This is a genomic window from Bradyrhizobium sp. UFLA05-112 (assembly GCF_053572325.1).
The window spans coordinates 179,629-193,240 of record NZ_JBANBK010000003.1 but is presented as its reverse complement, the minus strand read 5'-3'; the positions used below and the strand labels follow the sequence as shown (position 1 = coordinate 193,240).

The window sequence follows — 13,612 nt, the reverse complement described above, 5'->3', positions numbered from 1 at the left end:
GCCCTTCACACTCGTGATGGTCACGCTCTCCCTGATAGGTATCGGTTGCGGCGATCCCGAGCAGCTCACGCTTGCCGCGATCCGTGCCATCAATGCGGCAGATCTCGTGCTGATTCCGCGCAAGGGGACGCAGAAGTCCGATCTCGCCGACCTGCGGCGGACGATTTGCGCCGATGTGCTCACCAACAAAGAGACGCGTATCGCGGAGTTCGACTTGCCGGTGCGTGACGCCGGCGAGGCTGACTACCGCAAGGGCGTCGACGACTGGCATGATGCGGTCGCTGCGACCTGGTCGCAGGCGATCGCGGGCCATCTCGTACATGATGGCCGCGTTGCGTTGCTGATCTGGGGCGACCCGTCGCTCTATGACTCGTCCCTGAGGATCGCGCGACGGCTTGATCCTTTGCCCGCGATCGAAGTCATCCCCGGCATCACGTCGATCCAGGCGCTGTGCGCGGCGCATGCGCTGCCGCTGAACGATATCGGCGCGCCTTTCCTGGTCACGACAGGGCGGCGACTGCGCGAAGGCGGCTGGCCTGACGGAGCCGACACCGTGGTGGTGATGCTCGATGGCGGCACGGCGTTTCAGTCGCTCGATCCGCAAGGCCTGCAGATCTGGTGGGGCGCCTATCTCGGCATGCCCGATCAGGTCGTCATGTCGGGTGCGTTGGCCGAGATCGGTCCGCGCATCGTCGCCGCACGGCAGGAGGCGCGCGAACGGCACGGCTGGATCATGGACAGCTACATTCTCAAACGCAGCGTGTGACGCGACCGCAGTCGCGTGAACGGAGGCAGGACGACATGCTCCCCAATTGGGTTTACGAGAAATGCCCGGGTATCTCGACCTCGCACCGCGAGGCGGCGATGGCGCGGCAGGCGCAACTGACCAAGCCGACCGGTGCGCTCGGTCGGCTCGAGCAGGTCGCGATCGACCTTGCGGGCCTGCAGGAGACGGAGCAGCCGCGCGCCGCGCGCGTGCCGATCATCGTCTTTGCCGGCGATCACGGCATCGTCGCCCAGGGCGTCTCCGCCTATCCGCAGGAAGTCACGATCGCGATGATGTCGAATTTCGCCGCCGGCGGTGCTGCGATTTCGGTGCTGGCGCGTGAATTGGGCTTAAGTCTCGAGGTCGTCGATGCCGGCTCGCTGGCACAGTCGGAGGGCGCGGGGATTGTCGCGGACAAGCCGCGCTGTGGCACGCGCGATTTCAGCGTGGAAGCTGCGCTGGAGCCGGCGGAGCTGGTGTTTGCGTTCGAATGCGGACAGCGCGCTGTGACGCGTGCGGCGGCGAAGCAGCCTGATCTCCTCATCCTCGGCGAGATGGGCATCGGCAATACCACGGCGTCGGCGGCGATCGCGGCGAGCCTGCTCGGCGTGAGCGCCGACGAGATCGCCGGCAGCGGCACCGGTGTCGATGCCGTAGGGCGTGCACGCAAGGCGCGCGTGATCGACGCTGCGCTTGCACGGCATGGCCTGACGAAGACGGGCGCGTCTGCGGAGGAGGTCCTGCGCGCAGTCGGCGGCCTCGAAATCGCGGCGATCTGCGGCGCAATCATCGCGGCTGCACAGCGGCGTGTTCCAACCCTGATCGACGGCTTCATCGTGTCGGTTGCTGCGCTGGCGGCCGCGCGCCTCAATCCGTCATGTCAACCGTTCCTGCTGCCGTCGCACCAGTCGGCGGAGCTGGGTCATCGCCTGGTGCTTCGCGCGCTCAACGTTCAGCCGCTGGTCAGCCTCGATCTCAGGCTCGGGGAGGGATCGGGCGCCGCGATCGCGCTGCCGCTGGTGCGGCTCGCCTGCGCCCTGCACAATGGCATGGCGACGTTCGCGCAGGCCAATGTTCCGGATCGTCCGGCCTGAGACGGCTCAAGCGATCGTCTGATTGACCGACACGATCCGCCAGCCGTTCGCGAGCCGATCGATGCGGGTGAGCGAGAGTGGCTCGATCGCAAAGCGCAGCGCCGCCTCCGGGGCGAGGTCGAGCGCGATGCACAGCACAGCGCGGATGGTGCCGGAATGGACGACGAGGACCGCCGGTCCTCTTTCGATGCGGTGAAGGCCTTCACGGGTTCTGGCGATCTGATCTTCAAAACTTTCGCCGCCCGGCGGCCTCGCGTGCGCTGGATTGGCCCAGAACTGCGCGTAGGGCTCGCCGCCCGAGGCGGCGAGATCGTCGTGACGTCGTCCGGTCCATTCGCCAAAATCCTGCTCGCTGAACCCGGGCACGAGGATCGGATCGAGCCCGAGCGCGTGCGCCGTGTCGACGGTCCGTCGTGCCGGGCTCGCGTAGCTCGCGGCCCCCTGCGGCAGGCACCGTCGCAACGCGTCCAAACGCGTCCGGTCGCTGAGGTCGGCCTGCGCATCCATGGCGTGGATCGTCCCCGCGACGCCATCGACGACCGCATGTCTCACCAACCAGAGGAAGGTGTCCCCCTCCATTCAGCATCTCCACAGACGTTTGCACCGCTGCGACAAGAATGCCGCGGCCAGCACATTGACTCTCTGTCGCTCCTAATCATAGATGCTCGCGACGGTTTCCCCATCCGGGGATGAAAAGGGAATGCGGTGCGGGGATTTTCCCCAATGCCGTAGCTGCCCCCGCAACTGTAAGCGGAGAATCCTTCGTCACAAGCCACTGGGCTCTCGGTCCCGGGAAGGCGGCGAAGAGGTCACGACCCGCGAGCCAGGAGACCTGCCGTCAGCCGTGGTCACACGCGAAGATGTCGGTCGGGGAGTACAGACATTTGGCTTAGCTGGAGGCGAGAACTGCGCCGAAGGTTGAGACTTGGTTCGCTGTGACGTGCCACTGACGTCATACCGAGGTCCGAACCATGTCTTCCGCCCGCACCGGCTACCCGCGCAAATTCCTGCGCGCGTCCAGCATTCTCACGCCGTTCATCTTCGTCGATATATCCGCAGCCGTTGCGCAGCAAGTCCGCGAGCAATTGCCGCCGGTCGAGGTCCGCCAGGCCGACCAAAGCCGCAAGCCGGCCAAGCCGGGCGGACGCAATGAGCGAAGCGCCCGGCGCGCGGCGCCGAACAGAACGGCGACCGCCGTGACCTCGCAAAAGCCGGCCGTTCAGAACGCGACGCAGACACCACTCAACACGAATGCGGTGGCCGAAAGCGCTTCGCGTCTCGGCCTCACTGCGCGTGAGGTGCCCGCGACCGTCGAGGTGATCTCGGCCGAGACGATTCGCGAGCAGGGCTACCGGACCGTTTCGGACGTCGCGCAGGGCACGGTCGGCGTGACCGCCGGCGACAATCCGGCGGAGCCTTCGGCCTTCTCGATGCGCGGCTTCACCAACAGTCAGATCAATACTCTCTACAACGGCATCAAGATCGGCCCGCAGAACATGACCTCGCGCATCATGGACACGGCCAATCTGGAAGCGGTGGAGTTTCTGAAGGGGCCGGCCTCGCTGATGTCAGGCGAGGGCGCCAGCGGCGGCGCGGTCAATTTCGTGACCAAGCAGCCGCACACCGGGCCGGTCCAGAACGAGGCATTCTTTTCGTACGACTCGCTGAACTCGTACCGCAGCTATTACGGCTCCGGTGGCAGCACCAATGTGCAGGGTCTCGATTATCGGTTCGACGTCAGCCGCTCCTCGCTCAATGGCTTTGCCGACGACACCAGCACCAAGACGCTCGATGTATCGAGCCAGCTCAACTATCGCGTCTCGGACAATCTCAAGCTCTGGGGCGCGATCGAATACAGGGAGGATCGCTCAAAGGGCTATTGGGGCGTTCCGCTGGTGCCGATCGCCTACAGCGGGTCGCACGCCACAGCCGGCATCGTCTCCGGCAGCTACGTCTCGAACTACAACGGGTCGAATCTCGGCCCCGTCACGATCGACGACCGCACCTTCAACACCAACTACAATGTGCTCGACAATCGCAACGCGGCGCAGGAGGTGTGGCTGCGTGGCGGCTTCGAGCTCAAGCTCGCGCAGGGCCTCACCTTGAAGAGCCAGACCTATGGCTATGGTGCCGAGCGTACGTGGTTCAACAACGAGGTCGAGGCGTTCAACGCCAATTCAAACCTGGTCGATCGCGAGCGCTTCTATGTGGCGCACAGCCAGCGGCTGGTCGGCAACGTCACCGACCTGACCTGGGATGCGAATATCGCAGGTTTTGACAATCGCCTGGTGACGACCTTCGCCGCGAGCGATCTCGATTTCGTCCGGCCGGGCGCGGCGAATTTCCCGCATGATCTCGTCACGCTGGTCGATCCCGCGCGTGGTTACTATGGCCCGCTCACGACGCAGCAGCAGACGGCGCGCATCGACAACGAAGCATTGTCGTTCGAGGACCGGCTGAAGATCACCCGAAGCTTCGCGCTGATCGGCGGCCTGCGCGTCGAGCATATCGGGCTCGACCGCAATTCGACCAACGTCGGCGGTCTTGAGAAGGCGGGCTTCCCGTTCTCGAAGGACTGGGCGCCGGTGACCGGCCGCATCGGCTACACCTGGGAAGCGGTGCCCGGCCTGACCTTCTATAGCCAGTATGCGACCGGCGCCGACGTCTCGGCCAACAACATCTTCCTGCTCGCACCAACGCAGCCGCTCGACCTGACGACCTCGCGCACCTACGAGACCGGCGTCAAGCATCTGTTCTGGGACAATCGGGCAGAATGGTCGTTCTCGGCCTACGACATCCTGCGCAAGAACGTCTATGCAGCCGCCGGCGGCATGCAGCTCAACATTGCCGGGCGACAGGAGTCCAAGGGCGTGGAGCTCGCCGGTGCCGTGCGCGTGACGGACGCCATGCGGCTGTGGGGCAATATCGCCTATGTCGATGCACGCTATGCCGACTACAATTTTGCCGGTGGCTCGTTCTCCGGCAATACGCCGCCAAACGTGCCGCGCATCGTCGCCAATGCCGGCGCATCCTATCGCTTCTTCACACCTTTCCTCACACCTTGGCCGGTGGAGCTCGGCGTCGTCGGACGTCACGTCGGCGATCGCTACAACACCGATGCGAACACCGTGACGCTGAACGCCTACACGATCGCAGACGTCTACGCATTCGTCGACATCCCGAAATCGGTCTTCGCCGTCGAGCAGACGCGTCTGACGTTCCGCGTGCGCAATATCACCGACAAGCGCTATGCGGTCTGGGGCGATCCGTTCTACCCCGATCAGGTTCTGCTGGGCGCGCCGCGCACCTATGAGATCTCCGCCGCGTTCAAGTGGTAAGGTGATGATCGCATGATGGGCGCGACGATCCTGCTGCACCGCTGGCTTGGAATTGCGTTCTGCCTGCTGTTTGCGATGTGGTTCGCAAGCGGAATCGTGATGCACTTCGTTCCGTTTCCTTCATTGAGTGAAGCGGAACGCGTCGAAAGTCTCGCACCACTGGGAAACGTGGCTGCGGGGATTGGGCCGTCGGACGCCGTCGCGGCGAGCGGACTGTCCGACGCTGCGCGCGTGCGGCTGATCCGGCGGAGCGACGGTCCCGTCTACGTCGTCATGGGGCCTTCGCGGTCGCATGCAATCCGCGCAACGGACGGCGCCGACGCCGCCGTGACATCGCCGGACGTTGCACTTGCCATCGCGACCGATCATGCGCGACGGCGCGGGCTTGATGTTGCCCGCGCGTCGATCGTCGCGCTTGCCGAGTACGATCAATGGAGCGTGCCAAACGGCTTCGATCGGCATCGGCCGCTGTTCCGCGTGGCACTCGCCGACGCTGATGGGACGGAGCTTTACGTATCGTCGGTCACGGGCGAGATCGTCCTGGATACGATGCGGCGCGAGCGCGGATGGAATTTCATCGGCAGCGTCGTGCACTGGATCTATCCGACTGTGCTGAGGCGCAACTGGTCGCTGTGGGACGGGGTCGTCTGGAGCCTCTCGCTGTTCGCATTGATCGCAGCCGTGCTTGGCGCTGCGCTGGGCATCGCGCGGATCAGGCTTGAAAAAGGGCGAATGCGCTCACCCTATCGCGGCTGGCATGCCCTGCATCACGTCATCGGGCTCTTGGCGACGACCTTCGTGCTGACCCTGATCTTCAGTGGCTGGCTGTCCATGGACCACGGACGCTTGTTCTCACGCGGGCAGTTGACGCAAGCCGAAGCGAATATCGCCTCTGCGGTGCCCGACTGGTCCGCGCTTGCGACCGTGAACTGGCCGCCGATCTCACCATCGGCCCGCGAGGTCGAGTGGTTCGCCTTCAACGGCAGCTTCTACCGGCGCGACCGCGTCGGTCTCGACAGGCAGATCCTGGTCAGGGCAGGGGATTCGAAACCGGACGAGCAACAGCCATTCCTGAATCCCCGCGATATCTCAGGAGTGACCGAGCGTCTTTGGGACGGTTGTGGCGTTCCAACACCGGTCAGTGCGACCGATGAGTATCCTGCATCGTCTTTGCTGCCGGGTGGACCCGTCTACCGCACGCGATGCGGCGACGTCTGGTTCGACATCGACGGTTCGAACGGCGTAGTGCTGCAAAAGCTGGATTCGTCGCGACGGGTCTATCGTTGGCTCTACAGTGCCCTGCACACGCTGGATTTTCCCATCCTGCTGGCGCATGCGCACGTGCGCAGCGTTCTGATCGTCGGCTTGTGTGCCCTCGGCTTCGTGTTCTCGCTCACCGGCATTGTCATCGGCTGGCGCCGATTGCGTTACACAATCGGCGCCGGGATCTTGCGGCCGTGACAGACCTCACGCGTTCGCGGCTTCGTTGCGGCGTGAGCCGTCGGACAATCCTTCCTCGGCCAGCCACTCGCGCGCCAGATTGACGTCGAGCTGGGAGAGTTGGTGGCCGACCGGCAACACGCGGCTCTCCACGCGCGCGCCAGATGCAGCGAGAGTCCTGGCAAGGCCTCCGACATTGCCGGGAGGGACGATCGGATCGTGCTGGCCGGAAAGCAGCAGCACCGACTTGCCGGCAAGATCGGCCTGGGGCGGCCTTGCCAGCGGCGCCATCGCGCGCAGCAGCACGGCACCGCGCAGGGTTTGCGGTCGAAGCAGCAGGATGGCCGCCGCGATGTTGGCGCCGTTGGAATAGCCAAGCGCCACCGGCGCCGCGATGCCGTACTCGTTGCGTGTGGCATCGACGAAGTCGGCAAGGTCATGCGCGCGGCGCACCACGTCGGCCTCGTCAAACACGCCCTCGGCAAGCCGCCGGAAGAAGCGCGGCGCGCCGCCTTCCAGCACCTGTCCGCGCGCCGAGAGCAGCGCACGGTCAGGGGCCACCATGCGGCCGAGCGGGATCAGGTCGTTCTCGTCGCCGCCCGTGCCGTGCAGGAGCAGCAGCGGCGCAAGATCGCGCCGCGTGCCCTTCTCGAAGCGGTGGATGAAAGAGAGCTGGCTCATCACGCCGCCTCCTCATCGCCCAGCGGGGCCAGCACGCCTTCGATGTCCTTGCGATGTGCCTCCAGGAACGGCGGCAGCTTCAAGGCCTCGCCGAGCGTTGCGAGCGGCTCGTCCACGGCAAAGCCCGGAATGTCGGTGGCGATCTCGAACAGGATGCCGCCGGGCTCGCGGAAGTAGATCGAGCGGAAGTAGTTGCGGTCCTTCTGCTCGGTCGGCTGCATGCCGTGCTCGGTCACGAGCTTACGCGCCATCTCCGCCTCAGTCGCATCGTCAGCGGCACGGAACGCGATATGATGCACGGAGCCGCGACCCATGCGGCCGGGCAGAAAGCCCTTGGCCTCATAGATATCGACGATGCCGCCGGCTGAGTTCGGCGAACGATAGCGGCTGATCGAACCCTCGCGGCCGGCCGCCTCGAAGCCGAGCACATTGGTGAGGATGGCGCCGGTCTTGGCGGCATCATCGAGCAGCAGCGTCACACCGTGAAAGCCGCGCATCGCGTGCTCGGTCGGAACGTCGCCGTTGCTCCAGGCGCGCTCGTTCTCGGCACCGGGTACGCCGACCAAAGCGAGGCTCATGCCGTCAGGGTCGGTGAAGGACAGCACGCTCTCGCCAAATCGCTTCTCCAGCGCCTCATGCGCGACGCCCTTCTCGATGAAGCGATGGGTCCAGTAGCCGATCGAGCGTGCGGGTACGCGGAAGGCGGTTTGCTGGGTTTGGCCGACGCCGCCCCGGCCCGGTGCCGCATGCTCCCAAGGGAAGAAGGTGAGGATGGTGCCGGGCGTGCCGCTCTCGTCGCCATAATAGAGGTGATAGGTGCCGGGATCGTCGAAATTCACGGTCTTCTTGACCAGCCGCAGGCCCAGAAGCTCTCTGTAGAACTTCAGGTTCCCCAGCGGGTTACCGGAAATCGCGGTGACGTGGTGAAGGCCGGCCATAACTTGTCTCCATTGCGTGTGAGCCCTATCGGCTCGTCATGCTGGAAATATCGTTCCGCTCCATTTCAAAGACAATCTGGCGTTTCATGGCATCACTGTCTATGAAATGGCGACAATTGAAACGGTGCCGGAATGGACAAGCTGGCAGGCCTGCGGGCCTTTGCGAAGGTGGTCGAGCTCGGCAGCTTTTCCGAAGCGGGCCGGGCGCTGCGATTGTCGCGATCCGCGGTGAGCAAATATGTCGGCGAACTCGAGGACGAGCTCGGCGTGCAGCTCTTGAACCGCACCACGCGCCGCGTCAGCCCGACCGAAAACGGCCAAGCCTATTTTGAGCGCGTGCTGGGCATCATCGGCGAGCTCGAGGCCGCGGACCATGCCGTCACTCAGTCGCAGGCTACACCGCGCGGATTGCTGCGGGTCAATGCACCGATGTCGTTCGGTACGCTTCGGCTCGGGCCGGCGATTGCCGAGTTCATGCAGCGTTATCCCGAGCTTCGCATCCAGCTCGTGCTGAGCGACGAGAATGTCGATCCGCTCCAGGACGGTCTCGATGTCACCTTGCGCATTGCCGATCTGGAATCCTCGAGCCTGATCGCGCGCAAGATCGCGCCGATCGCCCGTGTGATCTGTGCTTCACCGGATTACTTCAGAAGCCACGGCGTGCCATCGCATCCCAACGATTTGCGCGATCACAACTGCCTCACTTACGGATTCCTCTCCACCGGCAACCAGTGGAAGCTGTCGGGCAAGGACGGCGATCACTGGATCCAGCCGTCCTGGACGCTGTGCGTCAACAATGCCGAGGTGCTGCGCGATGCAGCGGTGGCCGGGCGGGGAATCGCCTTGCTCCCCGTCTTCATCGGCGAGGACGCTTTGCAGACCGGGCGTCTTCGGACCTGTCTCGATGACTATCATGCGCCTCCACTGACGCTCTACGCGCTTTATCCGCCGACACGCCATCTCGCACTCAAGGTGCGTCTGTTCATCGATTTTTTGGTGGAACGGTTCGAGGGTTGATACGCCGGACGGGTTTCGATGCAACGCAGCAGGGGATGGCTCGTAGCAGACCCGCGGGCGCGCGCTGACGTTTGCTCAATGACTGCCGAGGTTGCCTGCGCTTGGCGTCTGCCGGAAGGTGCTCCGTCGAGGCGCGTTACACGCCGGCGAGCAGGACGATCGCGGCGATCGGCATCGTAACGCCGAGCGCCGGGAACACGAGTGATATGGTTTCGCTACTCATGCTACTAACTTACTGAATTCGTTTCGCTTCGCTAGCTATACGATGGCATAGCCGAGCGTACTGAATGGTTCAGTCTATGTCACCGGAAGGTCGGGGATGGACGGCCAATGTGCGCTGATCGCCCGCTTCCCTCGTCTTGGGGTGCCCGCTACACTCCTTGGTCGAAGCACGTGTCAAGGTGCGCTTGTGACGGAGCCCAAGGACAAGGATCAACCCGCGACAGTGGTCGTGATCGACGACGATCCGAGCATACGGCAATCGCTTGGCAATCTGCTGCGGTCGGCGGGATTCCGGGTCAGCCTGATGGGTTCGGTCAGCGAGTTTCTGGATGCGGGGCGGCCCGAAGGACCGACCTGCCTCGTGCTGGATGTGCGCCTCCCGGGACAAAGCGGACTCGAGCTGCAGCGCGAGCTCGGCAGCGGCAAGCGGCAGTTGCCGATTATCTTCATCACCGGCCATGCCGACATCCCGATGTCCGTCCAGGCGATGAAGGGCGGCGCAATCGAATTCCTGACGAAGCCATTTCGCGAGCAGGACCTGCTCGACGCGATCCAGCTTGGCCATGCCCGCGACCGCGCCTGGCTCGAGCAGGAGAAGATCAGCGCTGAGCTGAAGGCCCGCTTCGAAACGCTGACGCCGCGGGAGCGCGAAGTCATGGCGCTGGTGGTGAGTGGGCGGCTGAACAAGCAGATCGCGGCGGAGCTTGGCCTCAGCGAGATCACCGTCAAGGTTCATCGCGGCCAGGTGATGCGAAAGATGCGTGCGAAGTCGCTGCCCGAGTTGTCGCGCATGGCAGACCGGGTTCTTCTCGCGCTGGGAAAATCGAACGACAGCGGCAAGGTGGCCTGACGGTCACCGACCCGCTCGAGCCAGAGCGTTGCGAATGGCGCTGAGCAGATCGTCCTCGTTGAACGGCTTGGTGAGCAGGCAATGCACGCCATTCTGCTGTGCGCGAGCCCGGACATGGTCACTCGGGTAGGCGGTTATGATGATCGTGGGGATCGAATTTCCCTGGCTGAGCAGCGTCTGGTGCAGATCAAGTCCGCTCATGTTCGGCATATTGGCGTCGACGACCAAGCAGCCAACCTGATCCATCTTCGCGGAGCGCAGAAACTCCTCCGCAGATGCAAAGACCTCCGCAGAAACACCAATGGAGCGCAGCAGCCCGCGAACCGCGGTACGAACCGAGTTGTCGTCGTCTACGATCGCAACGAGTCGTCCTGCATGAGGTACTTGCACGATCCGTAATCCCGAAAACGGGCAATCGCGAGACGACAATGATGATCCCGCATAAGACCGTTAACGCAAGCTTAGGTCCAACGACCAACCGCGGCGACTATACAGATGTATACTCGGGCGCCGTCGGCTTGCCGGCGATACGCCCGCGCACGCGCCGTCAGGGCGCAAGTCGGGCCAGCGTGCCGGCTTGCGCCGCGGCGACGGCATCGGCTGCATCCTCGGGAAGGAGCAGACGATCGTCGACCATGCGCACGGCTGCAGCCTTGACCGCGGCAACATAAGCATCCGGCGTGGGATAAAGCTCCTCGATCGAGGGGCGGGGGTCGCCGGCCGCAAGACGCTCTGCGCGCGTGCTGGCGAAGGCGAGCGTGCCGCCCATCTGGGTGCACAGCGTTTGTCCGCCATCTGCCCCTGCGATCGCATTCCATCCCGTGTAGGTCGCGCGAGCCGCAGCAAGCAATGGCAGCCGGACGCCAGCCAGCGCGTTGCCATCAGCGCCGGCGCGCGGCAGATAGAGCGGGTATTCTCCGTGTACCTTCGGCAACGGAGCTGCCTGTTCAATTGCCTCCGCGCGCGCATACTGAGCGCGATAGCCAAGGCCCGGGATCGGCACCGGATAGACGTCCCTGGCTGCTGCAAGCGTATTCTGCGCCAGTGTCGGGTAGCGGCTTGCCGGCGGTGCCACGTCCTCGGTGATCCACGCCTGCAAGCCGGTGAGCAGCGCGCGGAAGGCGGGGCCGCCATACACGGGATTGAGAGGCAGGGTGCAGGTCGGCCTGTGTGTAACGACGGCAGTCGCGACATTGCCGTGCGGGCTGCCTGCAACCATGTAGAGCCGCACCTCAGGCGGCGGTTCCAGATTGCGCCCGCGCGTGTCGGTGACGAGCAAGCTCGCTTCGGACCCCCAGAACTCGAACTCGGAATCGATCTGCATGATGCGCGGACAGGTGTTGGTCAGGCTGCAGCGGAGCAACAGTCCGTCGCGCCGTCCAGTGAACGCATCCTCCGTCACGGCATAGGTGAAGGGGAAACGCAGCACGGGATAGAGGCGGTCGAACTCAGGCCCAGGATTGCGACCCGGCTCGGCAAAACGGTCATTGGTGAAGCTGCGCCGCGCGCCGGGAATGATCGGCATCATCGCCTCGAACACGAGACGTCCGGTTTCGTCCTCGTTCATCCCAAAATAAAGCACGTCGCGCAGCACGCGGCCGGACTGCGAGATGCCAAGTCCGATCGCTCGCGAGATGCCGCTCTGGCCGTCGGCCGCGAGCGGATTGGTCGGGCCGCCCTCGCGCCTCAGGAAGGCGGCGACGTCGCGGATTGCGGCGAGACCCATTCCGGTCAGCTTCGGGTCGCGCGCCGTGTAGGTCAGCTCGTACAGCGCATCCGAGGTGAAGCCGGCCGGGCGCGTGATCTCGATCGTCTTGTCGTCGATGAAGCTGAGCTTGAGCTCCGGTGGAGTTTGGCGCGGATCGTCGGCGCGAGCATGCACCGACAATTGTGCGCTTGCCCGGTCCGCAACGGGATAGCTCAGTGTCGCGCCATGCGGATTGGTCGTGTCGCCAAAACTCCATTCCTCGCGGACGGGCCCGGTGATGCCCGCGACGACCGGCACCTGGATTCCAAGCATGCCGGCGCCTGTGGGTGCGTCCGCCTGCCAGCCCGCCCAGACCAGCGTGTAGCCCTGCGACAGCAGGAAGCCGCGGCCGGCGTCGTCGGCTTGATCGAGACGGATGCTACCCTGGATCGAGCTGTTGTCGAACCAGGCTGATATCAGCCTGCGCCCACGGTTCGGTATTTCGAACAGCAGGATGCCGTTCGGATGCGCAGGACGGAGGATGACGACGTCGCTGGTTGCCTCGACCTTGCCGTCAACATTGCGCGGCGCACGGTCGAGATCGGTGATGACGGCGTTGCGGGGATTGGCCGGATCGAGCGCGATGGTGGCGCTCGCGGTTATCCTCTCGACCTGACCGGCGGGCCCGAAGCTGCGGCCTTGCAGGGCGGAGGTGGTGCGATCGAGGACGTTGAACCGTGTGATCTCTGCACTGGCGGGCGTGGAGCAGGCGAGGGCGATCAGCCCGCTCAAGAGAGCGGCGTAGCGTATCATGTCGTGTCTCCTCCCAGAGTCAGGACATGATGAGTAGAGCGTGGCCGGATCGATCTGGCAAGCCGTGCGCGAGCGTCGCGCTCAGAGAGAGCTGCCGCCGCAGATCACGAGTTGCTGCCCGGTGATTGCGCCAGCTTCCGCCGAGAGCAGGAACGCCACGCTGGCGGCGACTTCCTCGGGACGAATGAAGCGGCCGATCGGCGGCAGTTTAGGCGTCACATTGGCGCGCGTCGGGTCGTTCAGCATCGGCGTTTCGGTCGCGGCGGGCGCGACGACGTTGACCGTGATGCCGCGGGGCGCGAGCTCAGCCGCCCATGAGCGTGCGAGCGCAACCAGCGCCGCTTTCGTCGCAGCATATTGTCCCCGGCCGGATGCGCCCGATGCGGTCCGGCTGCCGATGAAAACGATGCGCCCGCCCTCGGGTAGACGCGGCGCCAGTGCATTGGCGAGGCGCTCGGCGACATCGACATGCAGCCGCCACATCGCCGCGCCGTCGTCATGGTTGAGCGCGCCGAGTTGGCCGACCCTAAGGACGCCCGCGGCATGAACGAGAGCCGTCGGTGCGATGCTTGCGAGAGCAGGCGCGATGGCATCGACGTTCCCGAGGTCAAGCGACAGGTGATCAAACGCCGGATGGTCGAGAGGTGCGGGGCGGCGGCTGATGCCGGTGACGCGCCAACCATCGCGCAGCAGGCGTTCGACGACCGCGGCGCCGATGCCGGAACTTGCGCCTGTCACAAGTGCGTGGGGCCGCCCGCCCATCGTC

The 13,612-nt window shown here is 64.7% G+C and carries 12 protein-coding genes and 1 riboswitch; of the genes, 6 read left to right on the top strand and 6 right to left on the bottom strand.

The genetic code is table 11. The features are described 5' to 3' along the window. Positions 1 to 16 precede the first annotated feature (16 nt). Complete coding sequence (gene cobF, locus SO180_RS03360) at positions 17 to 766, top strand: precorrin-6A synthase (deacetylating) (RefSeq protein ID WP_449377394.1); 750 nt, start codon at positions 17 to 19, stop codon at positions 764 to 766. 35 nt (positions 767 to 801) lie between these two features. Further along, complete coding sequence (gene cobT, locus SO180_RS03355; protein ID WP_449377393.1) at positions 802 to 1,860, top strand: nicotinate-nucleotide--dimethylbenzimidazole phosphoribosyltransferase; 1,059 nt, start codon at positions 802 to 804, stop codon at positions 1,858 to 1,860. 6 nt (positions 1,861 to 1,866) lie between these two features. On the opposite strand, the gene SO180_RS03350 is transcribed toward cobT, so the two are convergent. Beyond that, a complete protein-coding gene (locus SO180_RS03350) occupies positions 1,867 to 2,439 on the bottom strand; it encodes a histidine phosphatase family protein (RefSeq protein ID WP_449377392.1) in 573 nt (190 codons plus the stop codon). Between the two features lie 75 nt (positions 2,440 to 2,514). Beyond that, positions 2,515 to 2,714: riboswitch (cobalamin riboswitch) on the top strand. Positions 2,715 to 2,831: 117 nt separating this feature from the next. On the opposite strand from SO180_RS03350, the gene SO180_RS03345 reads away from it, so the two are divergent. Together SO180_RS03345 and SO180_RS03340 are read left to right on the top strand one after the other, a co-directional pair. Then, entirely contained in the window at positions 2,832 to 5,198 is a 2,367-nt protein-coding gene (locus tag SO180_RS03345) for a TonB-dependent receptor (protein WP_449377391.1), read from the top strand. Positions 5,199 to 5,210: 12 nt separating this feature from the next. Then, positions 5,211 to 6,659, top strand: coding sequence for a PepSY domain-containing protein (locus SO180_RS03340; protein WP_449377390.1), 1,449 nt, complete (start codon positions 5,211 to 5,213; stop codon positions 6,657 to 6,659). Positions 6,660 to 6,665: 6 nt separating this feature from the next. Here the strand turns inward: SO180_RS03340 and SO180_RS03335 are convergent, their stop codons facing one another. Further along, on the bottom strand, positions 6,666 to 7,319 hold the full coding sequence (locus SO180_RS03335; protein ID WP_449377389.1) for an alpha/beta hydrolase: 654 nt from the start codon (positions 7,317 to 7,319) through the stop codon (positions 6,666 to 6,668). Beyond that, a complete protein-coding gene (locus SO180_RS03330; RefSeq protein WP_449377388.1) occupies positions 7,319 to 8,257 on the bottom strand; it encodes a ring-cleaving dioxygenase in 939 nt (312 codons plus the stop codon). Before SO180_RS03330 ends, SO180_RS03335 begins: the two co-directional genes overlap by 1 nt. Positions 8,258 to 8,389: 132 nt before the next feature. Here SO180_RS03330 and SO180_RS03325 point away from each other — a divergent pair, with 132 nt between their 5' ends. Next, on the top strand, positions 8,390 to 9,274 hold the full coding sequence (locus SO180_RS03325) for a LysR family transcriptional regulator (RefSeq protein ID WP_449377387.1): 885 nt from the start codon (positions 8,390 to 8,392) through the stop codon (positions 9,272 to 9,274). Positions 9,275 to 9,683: 409 nt separating this feature from the next. Next, entirely contained in the window at positions 9,684 to 10,346 is a 663-nt protein-coding gene (locus SO180_RS03320; RefSeq protein ID WP_449377386.1) for a response regulator transcription factor, read from the top strand. Between the two features lie 3 nt (positions 10,347 to 10,349). On the opposite strand, the gene SO180_RS03315 is transcribed toward SO180_RS03320, so the two are convergent. The 3 genes from SO180_RS03315 to SO180_RS03305 all read right to left on the bottom strand — a co-directional run bounded on the left by SO180_RS03315 (position 10,350) and on the right by SO180_RS03305 (position 13,608). After that, complete coding sequence (locus SO180_RS03315) at positions 10,350 to 10,775, bottom strand: response regulator transcription factor (protein ID WP_449377385.1); 426 nt, start codon at positions 10,773 to 10,775, stop codon at positions 10,350 to 10,352. A 118-nt stretch (positions 10,776 to 10,893) separates the two neighbouring features. Further along, on the bottom strand, positions 10,894 to 12,846 hold the full coding sequence (locus tag SO180_RS03310; protein ID WP_449377384.1) for an alpha/beta hydrolase domain-containing protein: 1,953 nt from the start codon (positions 12,844 to 12,846) through the stop codon (positions 10,894 to 10,896). Positions 12,847 to 12,927: 81 nt separating this feature from the next. Beyond that, positions 12,928 to 13,608: an SDR family NAD(P)-dependent oxidoreductase gene (locus SO180_RS03305; RefSeq protein ID WP_449377383.1), complete on the bottom strand. Its 681-nt coding sequence runs from the start codon at positions 13,606 to 13,608 to the stop codon at positions 12,928 to 12,930. Positions 13,609 to 13,612 lie beyond the last annotated feature (4 nt).

What these genes read in the sequence shown, in the direction of transcription:
- cobF (WP_449377394.1), top strand. Translation starts at nt 17, where the DNA reads ATGGTCACGCTCTCCCTGATAGGTATCGGTTGCGGCGATCCCGAGCAG.
- cobT (WP_449377393.1), top strand. Translation starts at nt 802, where the DNA reads ATGCTCCCCAATTGGGTTTACGAGAAATGCCCGGGTATCTCGACCTCG.
- SO180_RS03350 (WP_449377392.1), bottom strand. Translation starts at nt 2,439, where the DNA reads ATGGAGGGGGACACCTTCCTCTGGTTGGTGAGACATGCGGTCGTCGAT.
- SO180_RS03345 (WP_449377391.1), top strand. Translation starts at nt 2,832, where the DNA reads ATGTCTTCCGCCCGCACCGGCTACCCGCGCAAATTCCTGCGCGCGTCC.
- SO180_RS03340 (WP_449377390.1), top strand. Translation starts at nt 5,211, where the DNA reads ATGATGGGCGCGACGATCCTGCTGCACCGCTGGCTTGGAATTGCGTTC.
- SO180_RS03335 (WP_449377389.1), bottom strand. Translation starts at nt 7,319, where the DNA reads ATGAGCCAGCTCTCTTTCATCCACCGCTTCGAGAAGGGCACGCGGCGC.
- SO180_RS03330 (WP_449377388.1), bottom strand. Translation starts at nt 8,257, where the DNA reads ATGGCCGGCCTTCACCACGTCACCGCGATTTCCGGTAACCCGCTGGGG.
- SO180_RS03325 (WP_449377387.1), top strand. Translation starts at nt 8,390, where the DNA reads ATGGACAAGCTGGCAGGCCTGCGGGCCTTTGCGAAGGTGGTCGAGCTC.
- SO180_RS03310 (WP_449377384.1), bottom strand. Translation starts at nt 12,846, where the DNA reads ATGATACGCTACGCCGCTCTCTTGAGCGGGCTGATCGCCCTCGCCTGC.
- SO180_RS03305 (WP_449377383.1), bottom strand. Translation starts at nt 13,608, where the DNA reads ATGGGCGGGCGGCCCCACGCACTTGTGACAGGCGCAAGTTCCGGCATC.